This is a genomic window from Collimonas sp. OK607, from assembly GCF_900111995.1.
GTDB lineage: Bacteria > Pseudomonadota > Gammaproteobacteria > Burkholderiales > Burkholderiaceae_D > Collimonas.
This window is the reverse complement of sequence record NZ_FOKF01000010.1, coordinates 103,047-128,860: the sequence shown is the minus strand read 5'-3', so window position 1 is coordinate 128,860 and position 25,814 is coordinate 103,047. Positions and strand designations below refer to the sequence as shown.

General features: G+C 56.7%; 27 protein-coding genes and 1 riboswitch. Of the genes, 11 read left to right on the top strand and 16 right to left on the bottom strand.

Translation table 11 applies throughout. The annotated features are described in order from the left end of the window. Positions 1-3: 3 nt before the first annotated feature. Together BM029_RS09645 and BM029_RS09640 are read right to left on the bottom strand one after the other, a co-directional pair. Positions 4-333: a DMT family transporter gene (locus BM029_RS09645; protein WP_092435211.1), complete on the bottom strand. Its 330-nt coding sequence runs from the start codon at positions 331-333 to the stop codon at positions 4-6. A gap of 81 nt (positions 334-414) precedes the next feature. Beyond that, positions 415-1,311: a LysR family transcriptional regulator gene (locus BM029_RS09640; RefSeq protein ID WP_092435208.1), complete on the bottom strand. Its 897-nt coding sequence runs from the start codon at positions 1,309-1,311 to the stop codon at positions 415-417. A gap of 136 nt (positions 1,312-1,447) precedes the next feature. On the opposite strand from BM029_RS09640, the gene BM029_RS09635 reads away from it, so the two are divergent. The 3 genes from BM029_RS09635 to fahA are packed head-to-tail and all read left to right on the top strand — an operon-like array spanning position 1,448 to position 5,454. Then, on the top strand, positions 1,448-2,812 hold the full coding sequence (locus tag BM029_RS09635) for an MFS transporter (RefSeq protein WP_092435206.1): 1,365 nt from the start codon (positions 1,448-1,450) through the stop codon (positions 2,810-2,812). A 33-nt stretch (positions 2,813-2,845) separates the two neighbouring features. Further along, complete coding sequence (gene hmgA, locus BM029_RS09630; protein ID WP_092435203.1) at positions 2,846-4,156, top strand: homogentisate 1,2-dioxygenase; 1,311 nt, start codon at positions 2,846-2,848, stop codon at positions 4,154-4,156. Then, on the top strand, positions 4,156-5,454 hold the full coding sequence (gene fahA, locus BM029_RS09625; protein WP_371329108.1) for a fumarylacetoacetase: 1,299 nt from the start codon (positions 4,156-4,158) through the stop codon (positions 5,452-5,454). The genes hmgA and fahA overlap by 1 nt, the downstream gene beginning before the upstream one ends. 90 nt (positions 5,455-5,544) lie before the next feature. On the opposite strand, the gene BM029_RS09620 is transcribed toward fahA, so the two are convergent. The 4 genes from BM029_RS09620 to lpxO form a co-directional block, all read right to left on the bottom strand. Then, entirely contained in the window at positions 5,545-5,928 is a 384-nt protein-coding gene (locus tag BM029_RS09620; RefSeq protein ID WP_092435198.1) for a type II toxin-antitoxin system HicB family antitoxin, read from the bottom strand. Beyond that, complete coding sequence (locus BM029_RS26575) at positions 5,832-6,119, bottom strand: type II toxin-antitoxin system HicA family toxin (RefSeq protein ID WP_092435193.1); 288 nt, start codon at positions 6,117-6,119, stop codon at positions 5,832-5,834. The genes BM029_RS09620 and BM029_RS26575 overlap by 97 nt, the downstream gene beginning before the upstream one ends. Before the next feature lie 216 nt (positions 6,120-6,335). Further along, positions 6,336-7,400, bottom strand: a complete 1,065-nt coding sequence (locus tag BM029_RS09610; RefSeq protein WP_092435190.1) for a purine-nucleoside phosphorylase — start codon at positions 7,398-7,400, stop codon at positions 6,336-6,338. Positions 7,401-7,543: 143 nt separating this feature from the next. Then, complete coding sequence (gene lpxO / locus BM029_RS09605) at positions 7,544-8,446, bottom strand: lipid A hydroxylase LpxO (protein WP_092416449.1); 903 nt, start codon at positions 8,444-8,446, stop codon at positions 7,544-7,546. Between the two features lie 253 nt (positions 8,447-8,699). Then, positions 8,700-8,876, top strand: a riboswitch (yybP-ykoY riboswitch). Between the two features lie 143 nt (positions 8,877-9,019). Between lpxO and BM029_RS09600 the strand changes: the two genes are divergently transcribed. Continuing rightward, positions 9,020-10,024, top strand: a complete 1,005-nt coding sequence (locus BM029_RS09600; protein WP_092435187.1) for a sodium:calcium antiporter — start codon at positions 9,020-9,022, stop codon at positions 10,022-10,024. 21 nt (positions 10,025-10,045) lie between these two features. Here BM029_RS09600 and BM029_RS09595 read toward each other — a convergent pair whose 3' ends face one another. Beyond that, on the bottom strand, positions 10,046-10,369 hold the full coding sequence (locus tag BM029_RS09595; protein ID WP_092435184.1) for a YnfA family protein: 324 nt from the start codon (positions 10,367-10,369) through the stop codon (positions 10,046-10,048). 143 nt (positions 10,370-10,512) lie between these two features. On the opposite strand from BM029_RS09595, the gene sugE reads away from it, so the two are divergent. Then, positions 10,513-10,833: a quaternary ammonium compound efflux SMR transporter SugE gene (gene sugE / locus BM029_RS09590; RefSeq protein ID WP_092435182.1), complete on the top strand. Its 321-nt coding sequence runs from the start codon at positions 10,513-10,515 to the stop codon at positions 10,831-10,833. Between the two features lie 7 nt (positions 10,834-10,840). On the opposite strand, the gene BM029_RS09585 is transcribed toward sugE, so the two are convergent. Both BM029_RS09585 and BM029_RS09580 read right to left on the bottom strand, forming a co-directional pair. Further along, positions 10,841-11,161, bottom strand: coding sequence for a ribbon-helix-helix domain-containing protein (locus BM029_RS09585; RefSeq protein ID WP_092416453.1), 321 nt, complete (start codon positions 11,159-11,161; stop codon positions 10,841-10,843). Between the two features lie 136 nt (positions 11,162-11,297). Further along, complete coding sequence (locus BM029_RS09580; protein WP_092416454.1) at positions 11,298-11,879, bottom strand: DJ-1/PfpI family protein; 582 nt, start codon at positions 11,877-11,879, stop codon at positions 11,298-11,300. A gap of 233 nt (positions 11,880-12,112) precedes the next feature. Between BM029_RS09580 and folE the strand changes: the two genes are divergently transcribed. After that, on the top strand, positions 12,113-12,739 hold the full coding sequence (folE, locus tag BM029_RS09575; protein WP_092416455.1) for a GTP cyclohydrolase I FolE: 627 nt from the start codon (positions 12,113-12,115) through the stop codon (positions 12,737-12,739). A 64-nt stretch (positions 12,740-12,803) separates the two neighbouring features. Here the strand turns inward: folE and BM029_RS09570 are convergent, their stop codons facing one another. Together BM029_RS09570 and BM029_RS09565 are read right to left on the bottom strand one after the other, a co-directional pair. Further along, positions 12,804-14,051, bottom strand: a complete 1,248-nt coding sequence (locus BM029_RS09570) for an MFS transporter (RefSeq protein ID WP_092435179.1) — start codon at positions 14,049-14,051, stop codon at positions 12,804-12,806. A gap of 162 nt (positions 14,052-14,213) precedes the next feature. Next, positions 14,214-15,122, bottom strand: coding sequence for a LysR family transcriptional regulator (locus BM029_RS09565; protein ID WP_092435176.1), 909 nt, complete (start codon positions 15,120-15,122; stop codon positions 14,214-14,216). A 140-nt stretch (positions 15,123-15,262) separates the two neighbouring features. Between BM029_RS09565 and BM029_RS09560 the strand changes: the two genes are divergently transcribed. The 3 genes from BM029_RS09560 to BM029_RS09550 all read left to right on the top strand — a co-directional run bounded on the left by BM029_RS09560 (position 15,263) and on the right by BM029_RS09550 (position 20,057). Further along, positions 15,263-16,147 carry an MBL fold metallo-hydrolase gene (locus BM029_RS09560; protein ID WP_092435173.1) on the top strand — a complete coding sequence of 295 codons (885 nt, stop codon included), beginning with the start codon at positions 15,263-15,265 and terminating at the stop codon, positions 16,145-16,147. A 116-nt stretch (positions 16,148-16,263) separates the two neighbouring features. Further along, positions 16,264-16,860 (top strand): DsbA family protein, encoded by a 597-nt coding sequence (locus tag BM029_RS09555; protein ID WP_092435276.1) that lies wholly within the window; start codon positions 16,264-16,266, stop codon positions 16,858-16,860. Positions 16,861-17,234: 374 nt separating this feature from the next. After that, positions 17,235-20,057, top strand: coding sequence for an autotransporter serine protease (locus BM029_RS09550; RefSeq protein WP_092435170.1), 2,823 nt, complete (start codon positions 17,235-17,237; stop codon positions 20,055-20,057). Positions 20,058-20,183: 126 nt separating this feature from the next. Here BM029_RS09550 and BM029_RS09545 read toward each other — a convergent pair whose 3' ends face one another. Next, positions 20,184-21,344 (bottom strand): saccharopine dehydrogenase family protein, encoded by a 1,161-nt coding sequence (locus BM029_RS09545; RefSeq protein WP_092435274.1) that lies wholly within the window; start codon positions 21,342-21,344, stop codon positions 20,184-20,186. A gap of 170 nt (positions 21,345-21,514) precedes the next feature. On the opposite strand from BM029_RS09545, the gene BM029_RS09540 reads away from it, so the two are divergent. Next, positions 21,515-21,961: an Lrp/AsnC family transcriptional regulator gene (locus tag BM029_RS09540; RefSeq protein WP_092416462.1), complete on the top strand. Its 447-nt coding sequence runs from the start codon at positions 21,515-21,517 to the stop codon at positions 21,959-21,961. Between the two features lie 201 nt (positions 21,962-22,162). Next, positions 22,163-22,639, top strand: a complete 477-nt coding sequence (locus BM029_RS09535; protein ID WP_092435168.1) for an SRPBCC family protein — start codon at positions 22,163-22,165, stop codon at positions 22,637-22,639. A gap of 45 nt (positions 22,640-22,684) precedes the next feature. On the opposite strand, the gene arsH is transcribed toward BM029_RS09535, so the two are convergent. The 4 genes from arsH to BM029_RS09515 are packed head-to-tail and all read right to left on the bottom strand — an operon-like array spanning position 22,685 to position 25,274. Then, complete coding sequence (arsH, locus tag BM029_RS09530) at positions 22,685-23,422, bottom strand: arsenical resistance protein ArsH (RefSeq protein ID WP_139217214.1); 738 nt, start codon at positions 23,420-23,422, stop codon at positions 22,685-22,687. Beyond that, positions 23,388-23,819, bottom strand: coding sequence for an arsenate reductase (glutaredoxin) (gene arsC, locus BM029_RS09525; RefSeq protein ID WP_092435163.1), 432 nt, complete (start codon positions 23,817-23,819; stop codon positions 23,388-23,390). Before arsC ends, arsH begins: the two co-directional genes overlap by 35 nt. 32 nt (positions 23,820-23,851) lie before the next feature. Further along, complete coding sequence (gene arsB, locus BM029_RS09520) at positions 23,852-24,922, bottom strand: ACR3 family arsenite efflux transporter (RefSeq protein ID WP_092435160.1); 1,071 nt, start codon at positions 24,920-24,922, stop codon at positions 23,852-23,854. Between the two features lie 22 nt (positions 24,923-24,944). Next, positions 24,945-25,274 carry an ArsR/SmtB family transcription factor gene (locus tag BM029_RS09515; protein ID WP_092435158.1) on the bottom strand — a complete coding sequence of 110 codons (330 nt, stop codon included), beginning with the start codon at positions 25,272-25,274 and terminating at the stop codon, positions 24,945-24,947. Positions 25,275-25,814: the final 540 nt, after the last annotated feature.

The following is a 25,814-nucleotide window of genomic DNA, read 5'->3' as shown; positions in this document are numbered from 1 at the left end:
GATTTAGTGCGCTACCGATTTGGAGAACACGTTCAACACCAGCACGCCGGAAACAATCAAGCCGATGCCGATCAGTGCCGCTGCATCCAGGCTTTGCTTCAGGAACAGCCAGCCGACCAGGGCGATCAGCGCAATGCCGATGCCCGACCACATCGCATAGACGATCGCCACCGGCAACGTGCGCAATGTGAGCGACAGGAAGTAGAAGGCTGTCAGGTAGCCCGTCACCACCGCAATCGACGGCACCAGCCGGGTGAATTCGGCGCTGGCTTTCAAGGCACTGGTGGCAATCACTTCGGCAACGATGGCGATCAATAGATAGACCCAATGCATGACTTCTCCCGGCTAAAAATAAAACATAGATAAATAAAACGTAGATAAAGCCAAATTCTGAAAATACACAACTCTGAGACGCTAATCGATAGCCGCAAACAGCTCCGTAACGAAATCGACGAATACCCGCACTTTGGCGGACAACTGATGGCTCTGGTGATACACCACCGATACCGGCGGCCCGGGCGTCGCCCAGTCTGCCAGAACCGGTGTCAGGAGGCCATCGCGAATCTGTGGATTGAGCGAGAGCGTCAGCAGCTGGACGATGCCGGCGCCGCTGCTGGCAGCATGGATCAGCGTTTCAGCGTGATTGATGGCGATATTGCCAGGTGGCGCCCAACTAAATTCCTGCTTGCCCTTGCTAAAGGTCCAGGGAACGTTCTGGCCACTGTTGGGGTGAACGAAAGCCAGGCAACGGAAACTGCTTAGTTCCTGCGGCGTCTGCGGAGTTCCATAGCGCGCCAGGAACTCCGGCGATGCACAGCACAGGTTGCGGGTTTGATAGATGCGGCGCGCCACCATGCTGGAATCCTTCAGCTCGCCGATCCGTATCCAGACATCGCCGCGCCCCTCCACCATATCGACCATGCGGTCGCCGACATTCAGCCTGATCGACAGATCGGGATACAGCGCGGTAAAGCGCTCCAGCGCCGGCGCCAGGTAAATGCGGGCGATTACGGTGGGCACGTCGACGCGCAAGATACCCTGCGGCGTCACGCGCCGGCCCTGCAATGCATCTTCCAGTTCGGTCATGTCGCCCAGCAAGCGTTGCGCGCGTTGATAGCAGCTATGGCCATCGTCGGTAAGGGAAATCTTGCGGGTGGTGCGGTTCAGCAGGCGCACGCCGAAATGCCGCTCCAGGGCGGCAATGTGATTGGTGATGGTGGCGTTCGACATCTCCAGCTGTTCAGCCGCGCGGCTGAAGCTGTTCAGTTCTACCACCTGGCAAAATACTCGTAACGAATCCAGCCTGTCCATGATGACGATTTTATATTATTTAGATTAATTAAAAAATGATTTTAATTATTGCCTATTTTTCTGAATATTAAAAAGGATGATAATGCCCAAAACCAGATCGTATTGATACGACGCCAACACTCACCTGGAGACACGCATGGCCATTGCGACGAAAAATACGAACAGCAGCCCGATAGACATTCCCGCCCTGATCGACCGCAGCCGCATCGGCGGCTTCCAGATCGTCATGCTGACCCTGTGCGCCATCTGTTTGATCATCGACGGTTTCGATGTCCAGGCCATGGGTTATGTGGCGCCTGCCATCATCCAGGAGTGGGGCATCGCCAAGGCCAATCTGGGGCCGGTGTTCGGCGCCGGCTTATTCGGCATGCTGGTGGGCTCGCTCTGTTTCAGCATCCTGGCCGACCGCATCGGCCGCCGCCCGGTGTTGATTGCCGCCACTTTGTTCTTCGCCGCCTGCATGTTGTTGACGCCCATGGCCGGTACCGTCGGGCAACTCATCGTACTGCGCTTCGTGACCGGCCTCGGGCTGGGTGCGATCATGCCGAATGCGATGGCGCTGGCCGGCGAATACAGCCCTGTGCGCAAGCGGGTCACCTTGATGATGCTGGTTTCCTGTGGCTTCACACTGGGGGCAGTGCTAGGCGGTTTGTTGTCGGCGGCATTGATTCCGCGTTTCGGCTGGCAATCGGTATTCCATGTAGGTGGCATCGTGCCGCTGGTGATCGGCGTGCTGATGATCTTCATGCTGCCGGAGTCGATGCAGTTCCTGGTGTTGCGCGGCAAGCGGCTGGACCAAGTCGGCAAGTGGCTGCGCCGCATCGATCCTGCGGTCGTGATCAATCAGGACACGCGCTACGTCGTCAACGAAAAAGCCGGCAAGGGTGCGCCGATGCTGCAGTTGTTCCAGGAGGGCAGGGCCAAGGTCACGATCCTGTTGTGGATCATCAATTTCATGAACCTGGTGAATCTGTATTTCCTGTCGAACTGGTTGCCGACGATTGCCAAGGATGCTGGCCTGTCTACCGCCACCGCGGTGATGGCCGGCACCACCTTGCAGATCGGCGGCACGCTGGGCACGTTGATCATGGGACAGCTGATTGACCGCTCCAGTTTCCGCCGTGTGCTGATTCCCGTATTCCTGATCGCCGGTGTAGCGGTGGCATTGATCGGCCGTCCGGAAATCTCGTTGCTGTTCCTGTTTGCCAGCATCTTCGTTGCCGGCTTCTGCATCGTCGGCGGCCAGCCTGCGGTGAATGCGCTTGCCGGTACTTATTATCCGACCACATTGCGCTCCACCGGCATCGGCTGGAGCCTGGGCATAGGCCGCATCGGGTCCATCGTCGGACCGGTGCTGGGCGGTGAGTTGATCCGCCTGAACTGGCCGAACAGCAGCATCTTCATCTTGTTGGCCGTGCCGGCGCTGGTGTCGGCCGTGATGCTGATGTTGATGCAAGAGACTTCGCAACGTAAGGCAGCGAATGCGGTCATTGCGCATTAGGATAGATAAGAACCTGAACCAAGGATAAAACCCATGGAAAACATCAACACGCTCCGTTACCAGTCCGGATTTTGCAATGACTTCGCCAGCGAAGCCTTGCCCGGCGCTTTACCAGCGGCCCAGAATTCACCGCAGAAAGCGCCTTACGGCTTGTATGCTGAACAATTGTCCGGCACCGCATTTACGGCTCCACGTGCGCACAACCGCCGCTCCTGGCTGTACCGTATCCGGCCGGGCGCAATGCACCACGCATTTGAAAAATCTCCGCTGCCTTTGTTGACCAGCGGCCCGTTCACCCAGATCGATACGCCACCCGACCAGCTGCGCTGGAATCCGCTGCCGCTTCCGGGCGACGATCAGCCCACCGATTTTATCGATGGCATCGTCACCTTTGCCGGCAACGGCGACGCCGCAGCGCAGGTCGGCATTGCGATTCATCTGTACGTGGCAAATCGCTCCATGCATGACCGCTTTTTTTACGATGCCGACGGCGAATTGCTGATCGTGCCCCAAGAAGGACGTTTGCTGGCCAGGACCGAGCTGGGTGTGCTGGAAGTCAAACCTGGCGAAATCGTAGTGATTCCGCGCGGCATGCGATTTCGCATCGAACTGCCGGACGGCAGTTCGCGCGGTTATATCTGCGAAAACTACGGCGCCGCTTTCCAATTGCCGGAACTCGGCCCGATCGGCGCCAACGGCCTGGCCAATGCGCGCGATTTCCAGGCGCCGGTGGCTGCCTATGAAGATCGCGAAGGCGAGTTCCAGTTACTGGCCAAGTTCGGCGGTCAGCTGTGGGCGGCACGCATCGATCATTCGCCGTTGGACGTGGTGGCCTGGCACGGCAATTACGCACCATACAAATACGACCTGAGCTTGTTCAATACCATCAACACAGTCAGCTACGATCATCCCGATCCATCCATCTTCACGGTGCTGACTTCGCCCTCGGATACGGCCGGCACCGCCAATGTCGATTTCGTGATTTTCCCACCGCGCTGGATGGTGGCCGAGCACACCTTCCGGCCGCCATGGTTCCACCGCAACGTCATGAGCGAATACATGGGCCTGATCCATGGCGCCTACGACGCCAAGGCCGACGGCTTCACACCCGGTGGCGGCAGCCTGCACAATTGCATGAGCGGCCACGGCCCCGATGCCGCAACGTTCGACAAAGCTTCCAATGCAACATTGGCGCCACACCGCATCGACAATACAATGGCCTTCATGTTTGAAAGCCGTTACGTGATTCATCCCACGCCTTATGCACTGGCGACACCGCATTTGCAGAAGGACTATCTGCAATGCTGGCACGGTTTGAAAAAGAATTTCAACGGTCAACCATGATGCAACAAGACAAGAGAGAAATAGACATGATGCAAGCTAACGATCCAACACTGAAATCATTCATCCCGACTCCGGCGGAGTCGCATTTTCCGATCCAGAATTTGCCGTTCGGCGTATTCAGCAACGCCGCCGATCCGGCGCCGCGTGTCGGCGTCGCCATCGGTGATCAAATACTGGATCTGGCTGCGGTGGCAGAAGCTGGTTTGCTCAGCGTCAGCCCCGGAGTATTTCGCCAGGCCAGTTTGAATTCCTTCATCGCACTAGGCCGTACGACCTGGCGCAGCACCCGCGCCGCTATCAGCGCATTGCTGCGTGATGACAACCTGCAACTGCGCGATAACCAGGCCTTGCGCGCCAAGGTATTCGTCGCCCAGGATCAGGCCAGCATGCATCTGCCGCTGGAGATCCCCGGTTATACCGATTTCTATTCGTCGAAAGAACATGCCACCAATGTCGGCTCCATGTTCCGCGATCCCGCCAATGCCTTGCTGCCGAACTGGTTGCATATCCCGATCGGTTACAACGGCCGCGCCAGTTCCATCGTGGTCAGCGGCACGCCGGTGCAGCGTCCTAAAGGACAGTTGAAATTACCGGACGCCGAGGCGCCCATTTTTGGCGCCTGCCGCAAGCTCGATTTCGAACTGGAAACCGGCTTCATCATCGGCCAGCCGAACGCGCTGGGCGAACCGATCGACATCGCCAATGCGGAACAGCATATTTTCGGCATGGTACTGCTCAACGACTGGAGCGCACGCGATCTGCAGCAGTGGGAATATGTGCCGCTGGGACCGTTCAACAGCAAATCCTTCGCCACTTCGATTTCGCCGTGGGTGATCACCATGGACGCGCTGGAGCCGTTCCGTGTCGCCAGCCCGGTGCAGCAACCGGAGCCGCTGCCGTACCTGCAGCAGAGCGGCAAGAATGGCTACGACATCACACTGGAAGTATCGCTCACGCCTGGCGAGAACGCCGCAGCGCAAACCATCTGCCGCACTAATTTCAAAGCCATGTACTGGACCATGGTGCAGCAATTGGCGCATCACACCATATCCGGCTGCAACACCCGCATCGGCGACCTGATGGGCTCGGGGACCATCAGCGGCAGCACGCCGGATGCATTCGGCAGCTTGCTGGAGCTAACCTGGAACGGCAAGAATCCGCTGACGCTGGCAGATGGCAGTCAGCGTAGTTTTATCCAGGACGGCGATGAGGTGGGGATGACGGGCTGGTGCCAGGGCGATGGTTATCGCGTCGGGTTTGGTGTGGTCAGCGGTAAGGTATTGCCGGCGCGGGGTTGATAGAAAATAGGGTAATACACTATGAGCAATTCCAGGCGGATTACTCATGGTGGAACCGATTCGACAAGATCGCCGAGCTATCCTTACTGCCTATTGAGCCATTGCTTTCAACGCAGCCTGAGCCAGAAAGCCGGAGCGCGTCATCTGATGCGACTTGGCGAAGGCATCGATGTCACGCAACAGACTTTCCGGCAATGAGATATTGAGGCGTACAGGCTTGGTATTGATTTTTGACCGATCAATATTGACCAGCATCCAGTAGCCATCAGCATAGTCTGCCGTGTCTTTCCATTTTTCGATGGATGATGCTTCAGGGATATGCGCCTCACCCTCGTACATGGTTTCTGCTGCTTCCTGGGCCTTTGCCGGGAGATCATTCAGTTCGTCTGCAGCTGTAAAGACGCCAGGAAGATCCGGAAAGCTGGCGCCGTAAGCGCTATTGCTGTCCTTCCAAACATAAAGTGGATATAACATTTTCGTCCTCGTTTCAATTCCGCCTGTTTCAAGATGCTCTCGGCTGTTCCGACTGGCAGGTCTTTCTTCGGGTGTGGAACAATCACAGATTTACCGGTAACAGGGTGGCGATATTTGTGATGACTGCCGCGGGTGGAGATATGCTTCCAGCCGGCAGCTTTTAGCCGCTTGATAATGTCTGTGCTGTTCATGGTATTTTACACACAACTACACAATTTTTCTAATATATTGTGTGGTTGTGTGTGGTTTTGTCCATGGTGAGTTGCACGTCGCACTACATATTTCCGTGCATGCGCGGGACAACAGGATGTAAAAAAGCCGCCCCGGGCGGCTTAGAACTAAGTAAGTGCAAACCTGCGCCGCCGGTTCGGCAGCAAACCGTGGCGCGGCATCATCCTCTCAGAGACTTATCGACGTGGCACGCCATCGCGCCATTCGCCCCAATGCGTCACGATATCCTGCACTAGCGGATTCCCAGCACGATACAGATTCTCCGTCGCCGGTACGAAGCCGCCCTGGTCTGCGTAGTTGAGCAGATTGTCGGTGCTGGTCTGCCCTTGATATGGTCGATCGAAATCCGACCCGGTGCGCAACGCCGCCACGCGGTTCAGGTCAACCCGCTTGATGCTCGATGCACGCTTCAATGCTTCGAAGGTCGCATTGTCTTCCTGCGCCGTCATGCAATACACCCCCTTGTTGTCGGTCAGGATCCTGGTCCATTCGCGGGCACGTTCACCCAGCAGCGTGCCTGACCACCAGGTATTGCCGGAAGCGATATCGCACTGAACCACCGACGGCGACTGATTCGCCGGCGCGTAACTGAACTTCGAGCGGGCTATCTGCGCCTGCGCGCTATCGGCCAGCACAACGTTGCGCGAGAGTGCAAATGCGGCGTCGGCCAGTTTCGGATTCAGCTGGAATACTTCGTTGCGATAATCAAGTGGTGGTTTCTCGCTCGGGCTCTTGGTGTTGATGCCGAGATAGCCGGTTTTCCAGCCGGCCGGAATCTCGCGTGCATCCAGTTCCCACTGGATGCCGAAATCGACCAGATACCTGGCCCACGCCGCCGAACCGACGGTACCGCGCGCAGGATCGATGCCGGCAATGCCGGAGATCAGGAAGTAGGTATGACGCAGATCGAAGCGCGACGAGAACGTCAGCGCCATGATCGACGCCGATGCATTGGCATAGCCCATGCCGGTCGTGACTACGCAGACATCTTGTTTGTTGCAGTTGACGTTGGGATAGTCCGGCGACAGGCCCGGCACCGAAACGGCTTTCCAGGGGCCGAGGCGATCCAGCCACGCCTGGCCTTCGGGGCCGAACATGGTAATGATCATCACCTTGACCGGGCGGTTCTGCGCATTCGATTCAGCCAGCGCGTCGCTGCCGCGGTCCTGTGCGATCGACGGACCGGTGGCGCAGGCAGCAAGCGATAGAGCGGCTGTGGCAATAAGCGAGCGAGTCATCATGGGTTTTCCTCATGGAAAGTAGAAACGATAGTCTACCTGTGAAAGTCGTTTATTGTTACTGCAATGCAATATTGGCTCCTTATATACCAGACATAAAAAAGCCGCCAGAAGGCGGCTAAATCACATGCATCAGGACTGGCAGCTCAAAGATAAATGATGGCCAGCACAACGCCGATAATCAGGCCGAACTTGATGCACATATACAGCGGCTTGCTGAATTTCTTCAGGGCGCGCCGATATTGGCCGGCAGCCCAGACAAAACGGAACAGCTTGTTGATGCCGCCGGTTTCATCGCCGGTTTCGTTGGGCGATGCCGCCGCGCTCATCATGTGGCGGCCGAGCCAGCGGTTGATGGCTTGCGCCCAGCGGTAACGCATGGGGCGTTCGATGTCGCAGAAAATGATGATGCGATTGCTGTCGCAACCGTTTTGCGCCCAGTGGATAAAGGTTTCGTCGAACACCACACCCTGGCCGTCGCGCCAGCTGTAGCGTTCCTGGTTGACCTCGATGAAACAGCGATCGTCGTTAGGTGTGACCAGGCCGAGGTGATAGCGCAGCGAACCGGCAAAAGGATCGCGGTGCGGATTCAGCGTGCCGCCGGGAGCCAGTTCGGCGAACATCGCCGCCTTGACGCTGGGCGTGCGGCGCAGCAGGGCTACGGTCTTGGGGCAGAACTGTTCGGCCGAGGGATGGCTGGCGTCATACCATTTCAGGTAGAAGCGTTTCCAGCCGGCTTTGAAGAATGAGTTGAAGCCGGCGTCGTCATTTTTTTCCGCTGCGCGGATTTTTTCCAGGCCGATCAGGCCCTGTGCTTCGTCGCGGATGGTTTCCCAATTGTCTTCCAGGATCTTGAGATCGGCAAAGGTGCTGGTCGGCAGGTAAGGCGTATTGGTAGGCACCTTGGAAAACATGTACATGAAGATGTTGAGCGGCGCCATGATCGACGAATGGTCGAATATCTGCCGGAAAAAAGGCAGGCGCGCCTTGCCGCGAAAGTGCACGTACAACACCGATAGTATAAAAATACTGACTACTGCCCATTTCATAAAAATGTGCTCCGTTTCAAAAAATGGCTGGTCACCGTTGCGTTGCAGGCACGTGCCTGGCGCGCGTCATATGGTGAAGAAAAAGAATGGGATATTGCCAACTAAAATCAAGTCAACCGCCATTTTATCCTTTTTGTGACTTGTAACCGTGATCTTGCGGCGTTTGTTAATCTGGATGGTTGCTGCGGGGAATGCCGCGGAAGCGTATTGCCAACATTGCCTCATGTAATATTTCAATGTTAATATTGCGCTTCCTTAGGGGAGTAGCCGCCTTCGTTTCTTTCGAAGAGCGCATGTCAACATACTTGGCGCTGTACCAAATTTACGCCATGGCATGCGCGACCGCACGGTTTGGCAAGACCTATGGTGCTTCCCTTTACCCGGCCGGGCGAAGGTGTTGCGCCATTCGTCAGTGCCCGGCCCTCAGGATTTCCTCATGCTTATTTACCGCCAATGGCAGCGTCAATGTTCTGCTACAGCCAGCTTCGCTAAGCTACCCCTCGTCTCATCATCTTCTTCACCTGCTTCATTTGCTTCATATGCATCCCTGATCTGTCCGGCAGGAGTACGCGCATGATGCTCAGCGTTGCTCTGCTGCTCGGTTCAGCCGTAGTGATTTATCTGTCTTGCGAGTATTTCGTCAATAGCATCGAATGGGTCGGACGCCGGCTGGGCATTGCGCAAAGTGCCGTGGGCACGGTGCTGGCGGCGTTTGGTACGGCGTTGCCGGAAAGCGTGGTGACTTTTGTCGCCGTGGTGTTCGGGCGCGATGCGGCGCACCGGGAAATCGGCGTCGGTGCTGCGCTGGGCGGGCCGCTGGTGTTGGCGACAATCGCCTATGCGGTGGTCGGCCTGATGTTCATCCTGAATCGAAAAAAACTCGGCACCATCCTGCTGTCGGCCAGTGCCGCACAGCGGTTGAGCCGGGACCAGGCCTGGTTCATCGGAATTTTTGTGGTCAAGGTCGGCCTCGGCCTGGTGGCGTTTGCCATCAAGCCTTGGCTGGGTGTGTTTTTCCTGCTGGCCTATGGCGTGTATATCTGGGGCGAAATGCGCAAGGAAGAAGATGCCGATGCCGAAGTGCATGACCTGGAACCTTTGAAATTCCGGCCGCACGATCCGCAACCGGGAATCGGCTGGGCCTTGCTGCAAACCTTGGTGGCGCTGGTGGTGATTTTCCTGAGTTCCCAGTTGTTCGTGCATCAGCTGGGCGACATCGCGCCTTGGCTGGGTATTTCACCGCAACTGGCTGCACTCTTGCTCAGCCCGATCGCCACCGAGTTGCCGGAGATCCTGAACGCGGTGATCTGGGTGAGGCAGGGCAAGCAAAACCTGGCTCTGAGCAATATCAGCGGCGCCATGATGATCCAGGCGACTATCCCGACCGCATTGGTATTGATCTTTACGCCGTGGATGCTTGGCCCGCCATTGATCTGGGCCGCGGCCGTGACGATGATGTCGATGTTCGGTTTGTATTTCCTGCTGCGCAAGGGCATGTTGACCGCTGGCCGTCTGGCTATCTTCGGCTTGTTGTATTTGCTATTTGCTGTCGGGCTGGGATTCATCGGCGTGCATTGATTGCCTTTGACGAAGCCGTTGTCAGGTGCGCGCACCCAAGGCGATTACAGCCGCGCCTGTCAACGCCAGCCCCGCGCCCAGCAGATCGGTCCACCTCGGGCTGACACCGTCGACGCCCCATAGCCAGAAAATCGCGGTGGCGATGTACACCGCGCCATAAGCGGCATACACGCGGCCGCTGGCAGCTGGATGCAGCGTCAACAGCCACACGAAGACCATCAAGCTGACTGCCGCCGGAAGCAATAGCCATGCCGAGCCCTTGTTGTTCAACCATAACATCGGCAGGTAGCAGCCGAGCAGCTCGGCGATGGCGGTCAGCAGGAACAGGCCAAGGGTTTTTGTCATGACATGGTGTAAAAGAAACAGGGAAGAGTAGGGTAGCAGCAAGAACCAATATAATGTTGTCATTACTCTAGCGTTACCCCAGCACCGGGACGACCCGGCGCTGCATCCTATCCGGGGACGACCCCATCTTTTCTGGAGCTCGTATGGCCTGGATCATTCTCTTTCTTGCCGGCTTAGCCGAAATCGTCTGGGCTGTCGGCCTGAAATATTCCGAAGGTTTTACACGTACATGGCCGTCGGTAATTACGTGCGTCGGCATGGCCATCAGCATCTGGCTACTGGCGCTGGCGATGCGTACCTTACCACTCGGCACTGCCTATGCGGTATGGACTGGCATCGGCGCCGTCGGTTCGTTTATTGCCGGTATCTTGCTGCTGGGCGAGACGGTCAGCGTGGCGCGCATCGCCAGCGTCAGCCTGATCGTGCTGGGTTTGATCGGTTTGAAGTTGTCAACAGCAAGCTGAAACCTGCTTAGGCGGCAGCGTTGATTTTATTCGGTGAACTGACTATTTTTGTTTCGAATCCTGCATGGGTTTTCAGGGCCTGGTAACGCAGGCAGGTGACGCGCAGGAACGAAGCGAAATTACTGGCCTCGCCGAAATGTGTGGTGACTTCTTCGTGTAGTTTTGCGATCAGCTGGTTGGTGGTCAAATCGTTATCTGCGGCCAGTTCAGCCAGGGTTTGCCAAAACAGGTTTTCCAGCTTGATGGTCGTGATGACGCCCATGATGCGCACCGAACGGGCGCGCGATTCATACAGTATGGGATCGGCCTGGGCATAAATCTGACACATCGAACACCTCGCTTCTTGAATATTCCTTGAACAACATGCGCATAAACACGTACATAAGCACGCACATAAGCACGCACATAAGCACGCACATAAGCACATTGTACGACCGGTCTTGCGGCCGGCCGCACAACGTCCATCATAACTCTATGCGTGTCCCCAATGCAGCCAGGAACAGCGCCAGCCAGGCCGGGTGTGCCGGCCACGCCGGTGCAGTGACCAGATTGCCGTCGCGATGGGCAGCTGTCACATCGATTTCTGCGTATTTGCCGCCCGCCAGTTTTACTTCCGGCGCACAGGCCGGATAGGCGGAGCAGGTTTTTCCTTCCAGCACGCCAGCAGCCGCCAGTAATTGCGGGCCGTGGCAGACGGCGGCAATCGGCTTGTCGGCCGCATGGAATTGCTGGACGATTTCGATCACGCGCGGATTCAGGCGCAGGTATTCCGGCGCGCGCCCGCCCGGGATCAGCAAGGCGTCGTAGCGGCTGACATCGACATCGCTGAATGCGGCATTCAGGGTAAAGTTGTGGCCGGGTTTTTCACTATAGGTCTGGTCGCCCTCGAAGTCATGGATGGCGGTGCGGATCTGCGCGCCGGCGGCTTTGTCGGGGCACACCACGTCGACCTGGTGGCCGACCATCTGCAGGGCCTGGAACGGTACCATCAATTCATAATCTTCAACGTAATCGCCAGCGAGAATCAGGATTTTCTTTGCGCTCATGATGGATCTTTCGGTGAGGTTGGTGGGGCGGAGAAGTCGAGTATGGGACTGTAAATATTTGTCTGGTAATAGCCAGTTATTACCAGCGCAGGTTTCGATGCTGCGCTGCGCAATTTCCCCGGCTTTAATGAATGCAATGCAGTAATGCGGTAGCTGAATTACACTGTCGGCATCAGCCGCCGTGTGCAACTGCACAATGGCTAGCGAAAATTTTTTTAGAAAAAGGTAAACAGATGGCCTCAAAAGATCCAGTGCCGGCGGTGGCGGTTAACGCCTTGTCAGAACGTCCAAGCCGTGCCGAGGCGGAATCGGCGATTCGTACCTTGTTGCGCTGGGCCGGGGATGATCCGGACCGCGAAGGTTTGCTGGATACGCCGGCGCGCGTGGCGCGGGCTTATGAAGAATTTTTTGCCGGTTACAGCAAGGACCCGGTGGAAATTCTGTCGACCACGTTTTCAGAAGTTGAAGGTTACGACGAGATGGTGGTATTGACCGATATCCGTTTCGAGAGCCATTGCGAACATCACATGGCGCCCATCATCGGCAAGGCGCACGTTGCTTATCTGCCGGATCGTCGTGTGGTCGGCATTTCCAAACTGGCGCGGCTGGTCGATATTTTCGCCAAGCGTTTGCAGATCCAGGAAAAAATGACGGTGCAGATTGCTGATACCTTGCAGCAAGTATTGTTGCCGAAAGGTGTGGCAGTAGTGATCGAGGCATCGCACGGCTGCATGACGACGCGTGGTATTCACAAGCCGGGCACGAGCCTGGTGACCAGCCGCATGCTGGGCGCGTTCCGCGACGATCCGTCGACGCGGCGCGAGTTCATGAGCATCATCAGCCAAAAGCGCAACGGGTAAATCGCGCTTGTTGGTTCTTTAGTTACGGTGCTCCGGCTGACGTCGGGGCACATTCTTGCAGTATTCAGATCAGCGGTCCGGAATCGTCTTTCTCTTCACGTCCGGTAACCCGGGCCAGCATGGCGCGCTCCACCACGCTGCGCGACAGATACCAGTACAGCGCAATCACCGCAAGCGAAAACAACGCAAAACCCAGCATGCCAGAGTATAGGTAAAACACCTGGTACAGCTCGATGCCGACGCCGTACAAAGTCATGTTGATCATGCCCATGGTGGCAGCGACGGTGGCTTTCGAGACCGCGCTTTCGGTCAGAGTGAAACGGATCATGACGGCTGCCGACAAACCTTCGCCAAAGGCGATCACGCTGATCGCCGCCACAAGGAAGTAGGGTTTGTCGAGGAACGTCGCGCCCAACAGCATGATCAGGATACCCACGGCGATCGGATACATGGCCAGCTTGATCGAGCTACCCAGGCGCCAGCGGTCGACTTGCCGCGCCAGCACCAGGTTACCGGCAATCAAACAGGCGAACACCGGGATTTGCCAGTAACCGTATTCGATCACGCTCAGATGGCCGTCGGCTACCAGGATTTCGGGCGACATGGCGATCCAGCCGATCAGTGGAATCGCCAGTAACGGCATGCACATGGCGGCTTTCAGGAAATGGCGGTTGCCGACCACTGCGCGGTAGTCGTGCCAGATCTGCATCAGCGGCAATTTCTCTTTACGCTGCTTGACGGTTTCCGGCATATGCCGCGCCAGGCCGATCAAGGCGATAAAGGCAATCGCGGCGATGAACACAAACACCATGCGCCACGGCAGGACTTCAATCATGAAAGCCCCCGCCACCGGCCCGATCAGCGGCGCAATCAACGCCACATTGGCCATCAGCGCAGTGACCCGGATCGCGGCCTTTTCTTCAAACGCTTCTTGTACCACAGCGTAGCCGACAGAAGAAATAAAGCACAAGCCCATGCCCTGCAATACACGCAAGACGATGAAACTCTCGATGCTTTGGGAGAAGAGCGTCGCCAGGCAGGCCAGGATGAAGAAGATGGTGCCGCCCAACATCACGGGGCGGCGTCCAATGCGGTCCGAGAGCGGCCCGAAGAGCCATTGGAAGATGGCGCCACCCACCAGGAATGCGGTCATGGCCGACGCCATCCAGGCGGCGCTGGCGCCGAATTCCCGGGTGACTGTCAGCATGCCGGGCTGAATCATGTCGTTGGCGATGTACACCGAAAACTCAAACAAAACCAGAGCTAGCGGGAACATCAGGGTATTACGGGTAAGCGTGGAGATTTTTTGCATTTTTTTGTTTTTACTGGATGAAGCGGTGACAATTGCGGCATTGGCTAACGCGGGGGCATTGGATACCCTGCGGGTGTCACGGACGAACTTGCTTAATTAATTTGCTTGATAAATTTGCGCAAATAAGTTGCGCGAATAAGTTGCGTGAATAACTTACGTAATTCAAACGACCGGTGTCGCCCAGTCGGTATCTGCGCTGAATTCCTCGACCAGAAAATCGAGCATGGCGCGCAGGATGGCAGGCATTTGGCGGCGCGAAGCGTAGACGCCGTAAATACTCATTTCGCGCGGTTGGTATTCTCCGAGCAGCGCGCGTAGTTTACCACTACGCAGCAATTCCGTGGCCGCATACACCGGTTGCAGAGTGATTCCGGCGCCATGGACCGCAGCTTCCAGCAGCACCGACGATTCGTTGGCGCTCATGTTGCCGCCCACCGGTACCGCGACCGGCACGCCGTCTTTCTCGAATTCCCACAGGCTTTTGCCGAAGTAGGAATAAGTCAGGCAGTTATGCAAGGTCAGGTCTTCTGCCGTTTTCGGTGTGCCATGCTCTTTCAGGTAGGCCGACGATGCGCATACCACCGAGCGGCATGCCGCCAGTTTGCGCGCGATCAGATTGGGATCGAGTGCATTGGTGATACGGATCGCCAGATCTACCCGTTCTTCAATCAGATTCACAGTCCGGTCGACCATCAGCATATCTACTGCAGTGCCGGGGTAGCGTTTCAGGAAACGCGTCAACACCGGCGCCAGGTAGGCTTGTCCGAGGGACGTGCTGCAAGTCAGCCTGAGCGTGCCGCGCGGGGTATTTTCGGGTGTCGTTGCGGATGCCTGGATATCGCTGGCCATGCCAAGCATCTGACGGCAGCGCGGCAGGGTATCGCTGCCGGCCGATGTCAGGCTCAATTTGCGGGTGGTGCGATGGAGCAGGCGGGCGCCTACCCACGCTTCCAGTTCCGCCAGATAACGCGACACCATGGCGCGCGACATGTCGAGTTTGTCGGCGGCGGCGGTCAGGCTGCCCCGATCCGCTACCTCGACAAATACTTGCATTGCGATCAGTCTATCCATGATTTGCCCACTTATTTGATCGACGCATTTGCTCGACGAATTTGCTCGATTTATGCAACAAACTAATCGCCATTATGGGGTTTTTTGCATCATTTTTGGCAACTATGATGGTGGTTCTTTCACCTCCTCTGGAGATATCGATGTTTACACGTAAATTATTCCGCTCGCTGCTGGCGAGCACCGCGGGCTTGATGATCGCCGGCTCGGTAGCAGCAGCGCCGCAACAGTTGAAACTGGAAGTCTATAATCCTGGCGCAAACGGCATTTTCCCGGTGTCTTCCGAGCTGATTACCGGCAGTACCGACGCCATCGTGATCGATGCGCAGTTCGATCGCGCCAATGCCGGCCAATTGCTGAAAAAGATCCAGGACAGCGGCAAGAAACTGACCACTATCTACATCAGCCACGGCGATCCCGACTATTACTTCGGGTTGGAAGTGTTGAAGGAAGCCTATCCGGACGCCAGGATCCTGGCGCCGGCGCCTGTGATCGCGCACATCAAGGCCACCATGCAGGACAAACTGGCATTCTGGGGACCTAAGCTGGGCGCCAATGCGCCAAAGCAGTTGATTGTGCCGGAGCCGTTGCAAGGCAATACGCTGACGCTGGAAGGTCGCAAGCTGGAAGTGATCGGCCTCGACGGCGCCAGCCCTGACCGCACTTTCGTCTGGATTCCATCGTTGAAAGCGGTAGTTGGCGGCGTGCTGGTAGTGGGCAACGAACATGTGTGGACTGCCGATACCCAGACCCTGGCTTCGCGCCAGCAATGGATCAAAATGCTGGACAAGATTGCTGCTTTACATCCGAAGGTAGTGGTGCCAGGACATTTCAGCGCGGGCGCACCGCAAAACATCGAATCGGTGCGTTTTACCAAAAACTACCTGAAGACCTATGAAGCAGAAACCGTCAAAGCCAAGGATTCCGCCGCCTTGATCGAAGCGATGAAAAAGCAGTATCCAAATCTGGATGGTCTGTCTTCGCTGGAACTCGGCGCCAAAGTGAGTAAAGGTGAAATGAAATGGTAAAGAACAATGATTGCGGCGACAGCAATTGTCCGCTTCCCGGCGTGGCCGTAAAGGATGCAGCGGATTCGACCACAGTTGCCGCGAAGGGTACAGTGCTGCATTACATTTACGATCCGATGTGCGGCTGGTGTTACGGCGCGGCGCCTTTGTTGCAGGCCGCCCGCGAGGTCGAAGGCCTGCGGATTGAGTTGCACGGCGGTGGCATGATGACCGGCAGCAATCGCAGACAGGTCAGCACGCAATTGCGCAACTACGTGATGCAGCATGATCATAGGATTGCGGCGATGACCGGCCAGCCATTCGGCGAGGATTATTTTAACGGCCTGTTGCTGGATACCACGGCGATACTGGACTCCGAGCCGCCGACTACTGCCATCCTGGCTGCCGAAGCCATCGCGGGGCACGGCCTGGCAATGCTGGCGCGGATACAGACTGCGCACTACGTGCAGGGATTGCGGGTTGCCGAGGCTGCGGTATTGCGCGTCCTGGCGGCAGAAATCGGTCTGGAGCCGGCGCTTTTCGATAGCAAGTTTGCCGAGCTTGCCGGCACAGCTACCCAGGCCCACATTGCCGCCAGCCGCGCATTGCTGGCGCGTGTCGGTGGACAGGGCTTTCCTACCTTTGCGTTGCAGCGCGGAACGCAAATCGAGATGCTGGATACTGGCCGTTTCTTTGGTCAGGCGGAGGCTTGGAAAGCGGTCTTGGGGATCTGACTCAGGTCCGTAGTTTAGGGGATTTGTTTCATCGGAAAGCCCGCTATATGGCGGGCTTTCTTTATTCTGGAATCTGCTGCGGAAAGTCGTAAAAACAATCCTTGTGGAAATATTTGTGGAAAATCAATTTGTTGTTAGTTTGTAGTTATTTAATGCTAACTAGTCGTTATATAACGCTAAGATAATCGATTTTCGTGATGCTGTTTAGCAACATCTACGCCTTTTTTTAGTATTTAATGACAGGTTTGTATTGTATCGGCCAAGTGCCAACGGTAAGGTTGCAAGCAATTTTCAACTAAGTAATTTGACGTAAAACACCGGGGGCGGAATTGTCCTGGATAAGTGTTTGCTGCAAGTTAATACCGAGTAAAAGTATGAATCGCAAACATGCGGGTCGTTTTCCCTTATCAGTTGTTTCCATAGCGGTATTGAGCATGCTAGCGGCGTGCGGCGGCGGAGGCGGTGGTGCTTCCAGCCCCGGCGACAATACCCAGCAGCCGGTGCCGACCACTACCCCCAATCCTACCGTCACCTCACCGCAAAGCGCCACGCCGGTCCTTAATCCTGCCGACCCCAGCAACGCCGCCGGCGCCCACGCGCGCGGCATCGTCGGCGCCGGCGTGTTGGTGGCACTGGTCGATACGGACTTTAACGTTGCCGATCCGGAATTTGCCGGACGCCTGAGCAAAACCGTGTACAACAGCGGCGGCGCCGGCAATCTGCACGGCAGCGAAGTGGCGGAAGCGCTTGGCGGAACCAGCTACGGTGTGGCGCCGCAGGTCAGCATGCTGGGCGCCGCGGTCGGCACCGGCGGTGACAACGTTTCTTTCAACAGCTCGACCTATCAGGATCTGTTCAACAAGGGTGCACGCATCTTTAACCAGTCGAACGCCTTCGGTTCGATTGCGACGCCAGGTAACAGCGGCCCGACTTTCTACAACATTTATCAACCGTTCGTGGCGCAAGGCAGTTTGTTCATCTGGGCCGCCGGCAACGATGCCAGCGCCCATCCCAGCCTGACTGCGGGTTTGCCGGCCTTGTATCCGGATCTGCAAAAAGGCTGGATCACAGTGGTGGCGGTGAACGCCGCCGGCGGCGCGCAAGGATACTCCAGCAGCGACACTACGCCGGGCGTGCTTTCCAGCTATTCGAACCGCTGCGGCGAGGCTGCCAACTGGTGCCTGGCAGCTCCGGGCGATTTTGTCTCGAACGTGGCCGGTGGCCGCGTCTACGGCACCTCGTTCGCCACGCCCGCGGTCACCGGTGCGGCTGCGCTGGTGCAGCAAGTCTTTCCGTGGATGAGCGCCGACCAGATCCGGCAAACCATCTTGTCGACAGCGACCAGCATGGGCGATACCGCCACTTATGGCTGGGGTTTGCTGAATGCCAGCAAGGCGGCCAACGGCCCGGCCTTGTTTGATACGCGGCTGACGCTGGGCGGCAACTTCGTCGCCAAGTTCGACTCTGTCAGTTCTACCTTTGGCAACGATATCGGCGGCAATTCCGGCTTGCTGAAAGATGGCAGCGGCACTTTGACCCTGGCTGGCAATAACACTTACAGCGGCGCAAGTGAAGTACTGAAAGGTACGCTCAATGTGACCGGATCGGTTGCCACTTCGGTCACCATCGACAGTGCCGGTATCTTGTCCGGCGACGGCGGCCGCATCGGTGGCAGCGTGTCCAACTACGGCCGTCTCAGCAATACCGGCAATGGCATGACGATTGCCGGCAACTACACGGCGTCGGCCAGCTCGGTGCTGGCTAATCAATTCAATTCAACCTTGACTGTAGGCGGTAATGCTACCCTGGGTAATTCGCATCTGGTCGCTACCACGCCGGTTGGCAGCAGCGATCCGTCGGGCTATGTGGCGCAGCAAGTGGGCGTCAAAGGCAAGGTGCTGACTGCCGCCAACGGCGTATCCGGCCAGTTCCAGAATGTCTCGTTCGAGCATGACGGCACGGCTTTTAATCCGGGTACCTTCTTGAGCGCGTCGCTTGCTTACACTGCCAACGAGGTCGACCTGACTATCGCGCGTAATGATGTCAACGCGGTTGCCGCGCAATCGTTTGCAGCCGATCCTACCCGTACCAATAGTGCCGCCAATGTCGAGCAAGGACTGAAGGCAGCCGATGCCATGGTCGCCAGCGGCAACACTGGCAGCAACAACAATGCTTTCCTTACCAGCGCCGCGGCGCTGCAACGCACTCCGGATATCGCTGCCGCGGCACAAGTGCTGGACAGTTTGTCGGGGCAGATTTATGCCTCGTCGCAGGCGCTGACTTTTCAGCAGTCGCAAGCCATCAACCGCGACTTGTCGAACCGCTTGTCGCTGTTGGCCAGCCCGGTGTCCGGTAATACCAAAGCCGGCTTGTGGGCCAGCGTGATCGGCGCTACCGGCAAGCTGGGTGAATCGGGATATGCGTCTGCCGACACTTCTACCTGGGGCGGACAATTCGGTTTTGACACTCATTTGAATGACAAGGCGATTGTCGGCGTGGCGCTGTCCTATTCGGAAAGCAAGGCCAGCTTCGATCGAAACGTCGGCTCCGCAAACAGCCAGAATACCGGCTTGTCCATGTATGGCCGCTACGCGCTCAGCAATGACGGTATCTATATTTCCGGTCGCGCCGGCGTTGCCAGCATTACCAGCAAAATCAATCGCACTGCAATCCTCGGCACGGAAGTGGACAGCCTGTCCGGCAACCATACCGACAGCATGATATCGGCCTATGCCGAAACCGGATACGTGCGCAATCTGTCGGTAACATCGACGTTGACGCCGTTTGCCGGCATCAGCTACGACCGCCTCAGGCGCGGCGGTTTTACCGAAGCCGGCAGCCCGTTCGGTCTGACCGCCGGCAGCAGCGCATATCAGCAGACTGCGAGCGTGCTGGGTTTGCGTGGCGACGCCAAACTTGACTGGCTGGGTGGCGTCAGCAACTTGCAAGCCTACGCTGCCTGGCAGCATGGCTTCAATGACGGCAAGCTGGATTTCAATGCCGCTTTCGTGGGAGCGCCGGCAGCCGGCTTTACGGTGCAAGGTATCGGCCTGCCGCGCAATAGCGGCTGGGCTGGCATTGGTATCTCGAGTGCGCTGGCGAAGAATTGGAGCTGGTACGCCAATTACGACGCCCAGTTTGGCAAGGGTGGGCTGGTCAACAACGTATTCTCGGCAGGCATGCGCAAAGCGTTTTGATGAGTCTGCCTCGATGGTGATCAGCGATGATCGCGATGCGTTTAAACAAACGGTCTCGGCCTGTATAGCTCGCAAGAGTTATACAGGCCGTTTTGCAATGAAACGGAGTTTTCTACAGATTACAGCTTAGGCAACCGCTTTCAGTTGATTGAAATCGGTATTGCTGGCCGGTGCGAAACCGCCATGGGCAGGTGCGTGGCTGGCGTAGAACTGGCCGAAGCGGTTGGCCAGGAAATTTGTCAGCGTGGCTTGCTCTTGCCGCACAAAACCGCTTTGCGGCAAGACGCCGGTCACCACCAGATCAACCATGGCGCAGATGCCGGCTGCGGTAGTCAGCTGGATCGCCGACAGCAACTGGCCGTTGACGTGCTGGCTATAGATTTTCTTGGCGTAGGTTTCTTGCTCAAGACGACCATCGCGCATGCCGCTGACGCTGACGAAGGTCAGCACCACATCCTGCTTGGTGATCGGGATCGAGGTTTCCAGCACTTCCTTCAGGATCGGACGGCGTTCCAGTTTGCCCAGTTGCAGGTCGCGCACCAGGATCTTGATGATGTCGCGATGGCCGGGATAACGCACGGTTTTGTAATCCAGGTTCTGCACCCGGTCACGCAGGCTTTCGCACAAAGTACCCAGACCACCCGAAGTGTTGAATGCCTCGTAATCGACGCCGTCGAGCGAGAAATGTTCCAGCTCTTCCAGCGGCGAAGTTTCACGCAGGACGCCATCGACAATCGCTTCGCAAGGATTGCAGTACTCGTTGATCAGACCGTCGGTGCTCCAGGTCAGATTGTATTTGAGCGCATTGCTAGGATAGGTCGGCAACGCGCCGACGCGCATCTTCACATCGTGCAATTGCTCGAAGCGGCTTGCCACATCGTTTGCCACAATCGAAATGAAGCCAGGCGCGAGGCCGCATTGCGGCACAAAGGCGGTGCTCGAATCGAGCGCCAGCGATTTGACGAAGCGGGTGCTTTCGACATCCTCAGTCAAATCGAAATAATGCGACTTCGCTGCTTTTGCCGCGGCGGCGATAACCGGCGTCAGGAAATATGGGCAGGCCGATAGCGTCACATCATGACCGCTGATCAGCTTGGTCACCGTCGGCGCGTGCGAAATATCCGCCAGAATCGTGGTGACGTTAGGAAAGCCGGCTTGCTTTACATATTCCAGCCGTTGCGGATCGCGGTCAGCCACGGTCAGGATGTAATCGCCGGTGTGGGACAACAGGTTAAGTATGGCATCGCCGATTTTGCCGGCGCCTAAAAGTATCAGTTTGGTAGTCATGTCGTCGCTCACGTTGTTGTTTTAGTCAATGCTGCAGTTCTGCTGAAACAATTGTAAATTCAAGCGAAGTCAGATAATAGAGTGTAAATAGTCGTCAATATGTATAATAACGATACGTTTTGACGAATATTGGATATTAAATGTCGTGATTTAAGCAAGGTGAGAGAAAAATGAGAGATAAGCTCGACGAAGTCGACCACAAAATACTAGCCTTGCTGATGGATGATGCCAGGCTTTCCATGGCGACTATTGCCAAGCGGGTAGGCATCGCCAGGACCACGGCGATAGCACGTCTGGCGGCAATGGAAAAGAAGGGCGTGATCGCCGGTTACGGCGTGCGCCTCGACCTGGAGTTGTACCAGCCGGCAGTGCGCGCTTACGTCGGTATCTCCATAGATTCCCGCAATGCACCGCTGTTGGTGCAGCAGCTGCAAACGATGTCGCAGGTGGAAACCCTGTGTGCGGTGAGCGGCGTGATCGACTATATGCTGACCTTGCGTTGCCAGTCCACCGATGAGCTAGACCGTTTGCTGGACCAGATCGGCGCGATGGAAGGGGTAAGGCATACCTCGACTTCGATCATTCTCAGCAAGCGTATCGATCGCGGGCCGATCTGATTTTCCTGGAAGATATGTGTTTTATCTATAACTGTTATGCGAATAATAAAGCAGACACGCATGTTGCACTGCCATATAGTTACACCTGTCTCCTCCAACACCTCCTAAGGTTTGGATTCAACCCGCTACCGCAAGGTCAGGCGGGTTTTTTTTTGCCCGGCTACATTTTCCTTGCGCTAATATGCAGCCAGGAGGCGACACATGGATAAGAATAAATCTACTGATCGGATTGAAACAGAGGTTGTGCTTAAAGCCGCACGTTCGCGGGTCTGGTGCGCGATATCGCATGCGGAAGAATTCGGCGACTGGTTCGGCGTGACGCTGAAGGGAAAAACCTTCACCGCCGGACAAACAGTACGAGGACAAATCTCCCATGCCGGTTACGAGCATCTGGTCTGGGAAGTCGTGATAGAACGCATGGTTCCGGAGGAGTTGCTATCCTTCCGCTGGCATCCCTATGCAATTGACACCGCCGTCGATTATTCGCAAGAGCCGGCCACGCTAGTCGCCTTCGAACTGACGGCTGTCGAGGAAGGCACCTTGCTGCGTGTGGTTGAATCCGGCTTTGACAATATCCCGGCAGAGCGGCGCCAGGAAGCGTTTCGCATGAACAGCAGCGGCTGGGAAGCGCAGATGAAGAATATCGAGAAATATGTCGCTGCAGCCGTTGCATCGTAACGTTGCATCGAAGCAGGCGCCGCTGCGAAATTCGGCGCCTGGTCTCTAGATCGACTTTTGATTTACCCGCTTGCTTAACTGCTCCGCACTTTCCTTGCGTTCGCTGTAACGGTCCGTCAGGAATCCGGATACATCACGCGTCAGCAAGGTAAATTTATACAGCTCTTCCATCACGTCTACCACTCGTTCGTAGTAAGACGAAGGCTTCATGCGGCCGCTGTCGTCAAATTCCAGGAATGCCTTGGCGACAGAAGATTGATTCGGGATCGTGATCATCCGCATCCAGCGTCCCAGTATGCGCATCTGGTTAATGGCATTGAAGGATTGCGAGCCGCCGGAGACTTCCATGACGGCCAGCGTTTTGCCTTGGGTTGGCCGTACCGCGCCTACCGATAACGGGATCCAGTCGATTTGCGCTTTCATGATGCCGGTCATGGCGCCATGCCGTTCGGGCGAAGTCCAAACCATACCTTCAGCCCATGCGGCCAGCTCGCGCAGCTCCTGCACTTTGGGATGGGTATCGGGTTCACTATCCGGCAACGGCAATCCTCGCGGATCGAAAATCCTGACTTCGCCACCCATCGCTTGCAGCAGGCGGGCAGCTTCCATTGTCAAAAAGCGGCTATAGGATTTTTCACGTAGCGAGCCATACAGCAGCAGGAAGCGCGGGGCATGCGTGGCACTTGCGACGCTGGAAAAATCGGTCGCCAGTGGCGGATGAAATAATTCGGCGTCGAGGTTCGGTAAATCAAGCAGATGGTGTGACACGTTGTCCCTCCGCATTGATCACGACTTCACCGTCTTCTTTGGTGAACGCACCGCGTTGCGCATGCGGCAGAATCTCCAGCACCAGTTCAGATGGCCGGCAAAGGCGCGTGCCTATGGCTGTCACGACAAAGGGACGATTGAGCAGGATTGGATGCGCCAGCATCGCATCCAATAACTGTTCGTCGCTCAAGCCCTGATCGTCCAGGCCCAGTTCGGCATAAGGAGTCCCTTTCTCGCGTATCGCTGCGCGCACAGTAAGACCAGCATCGAGAATCAGTTGTTGCAGCGTGTTGCGCGAAGGCGGATGCTGCAGATATTCGATAACTTCCGGCTCGTCGCCGGAGTTCCGGATCAGGGCCAGGGTATTGCGTGATGTGCCGCAGGCCGGGTTGTGATAAATCGTGATGGTCATGATGGTATTCCTTGTAATCAGGGAAGTGGTTGTCAGTGCTTGGCTTCGTACCAACCGCGGCTGCGGTTCACGATGCCGACCACCAGCAACATGGCCGGAACTTCGATCAGCACGCCAACCACAGTGGCCAGTGCGGCGCCGGATTTGAAGCCGAACAAACTGATCGCTGCTGCCACCGCCAACTCGAAAAAATTGGATGCGCCTATCAATGCCGATGGACCGGCGATCGAATGTTTTTCACCAGCCACTCTGTTGAGCCAGTAAGCCAGCGCCGAGTTGAAGAACACTTGTATCAGGATCGGAACCGCCAGCAGGGCGATGATCAATGGCTGCTCGACGATGGCGTCGCCCTGGAACGCAAACAACAAAATCAAAGTCAGCAGCAGCGCCGCGATGGACCACGGCTGGATGCTGTGCATCGCGGCGTCAAATGCCGCCTGGCCCCGGCGCAGCAATGCTTTACGCCATAGCTGGGCGATAATGACGGGAACCACGATATACAACACCACCGAAGTCAGCAGCGTCGCCCACGGCACCACGATGCTCGATACGCCCAGCAGCAGCGCCACCAGCGGCGCGAAAGCGAAGATCATGATCAGGTCGTTGATGGCCACTTGCGACAGGGTGAAATAAGGATCGCCGCCGGTCAGCCGGCTCCACACGAAAACCATTGCGGTGCACGGCGCAGCGGCCAGCAGGATCAGTCCGGCCACGTAGGAATCGAGTTGCGCGGCCGGCAGATAAGGCGCGAACCAGTGGCGTATGAATAGCCAGCCGAGCAGGGCCATCGAGAATGGCTTGACCGCCCAGTTGATGAACAAGGTAACGCCGATGCCGCGCGCATGCCCCTTCACCTGGCGCCACGCCGCGAAGTCGATCTTGAGCAGCATCGGAATGATCATGACCCAGATCAGCAAGCCAACCGGCAGATTCACCTTGGCGATCTCCAGGCTGCCGATTGCTTTTACGGCATGTGGAAATGCTTGCCCCAGCAATACGCCGACCACGATGCACAAGGCTACCCAGATCGTCAGGTAGCGTTCAAAGATGCTTAGTGAGACAGTTTCGGCGCGCTGGCCGATGACTTTGGTTTGGGCTGACATGGGTAAATTCTCTGTGTTGATTTCAAGCTGTCTGAGGGCAGCAAACCGCGGCTGGTGCACAGACGGCATTGCCGCCGCAGCAGTTTTCAGTCAGGAAGCCGATCAGGCCATTCATGGTGTCGAAATTGGCCGAGTAAATGACGAAGCGTCCTTCATGGCGAGAGCTCACCAATTGCGCATGCGAAAGCTCTTTCAGATGGAAGGACAGGGACGAGGGGGAGATGGATAGCTGCTCGGCGATTTTGCTGGCCGCCATACCGTCGGGGCCGACCTGGACCAGCAGACGGAAAACCGCCAGGCGGGATTCTTGCGCTAGTGCGGCAAGCGCGGTGATCATGTTTTTGGTTTCCATGGGTGGCCCTTATTATTCAATATTTCAATTATTATTGAAATATTGAATAAATTCAAGCACTCACCTCGATTTTCCAAGCGAAGCCTGATAATCAAAGAGCCCGCGCCAGGCGCAGGCTCTTCCCGTCTCGGCATTAAACTTATCTCGAGGGTTGTTTAGAGCACGCGACGTCGTACTGCGAGACACTTGTGGTATTACGCGAATTCTGCGGTTGTTGCCCGGCGTAAACCGTTCCAGCCTGCCCGTCAGGGTTGAAAGCAGACCCCGGCGCCGTCGCTGCGTTGCCTGGGGTATTGGGGGCTGCAGCGCTGCCGCATGATTGATTAGGTTGTCCCGTCTGCCTGGTCCCTGTGGAAACCGGCTTTGCAGCGCTCGTCGTCGCTGCAGATGTCGTACCAGCGTGCGGGACGGCTCTGCCAGGGCCGCTTGCCGCGGCGGCTCCAGTTGTTACGACGAGCGACAGGATACTGATAGCAGCGAAAGTGATGGCATGTTTCATCGCACTTCTCCTTTCTCAATTCGCGCTCCTCATATGGAGCG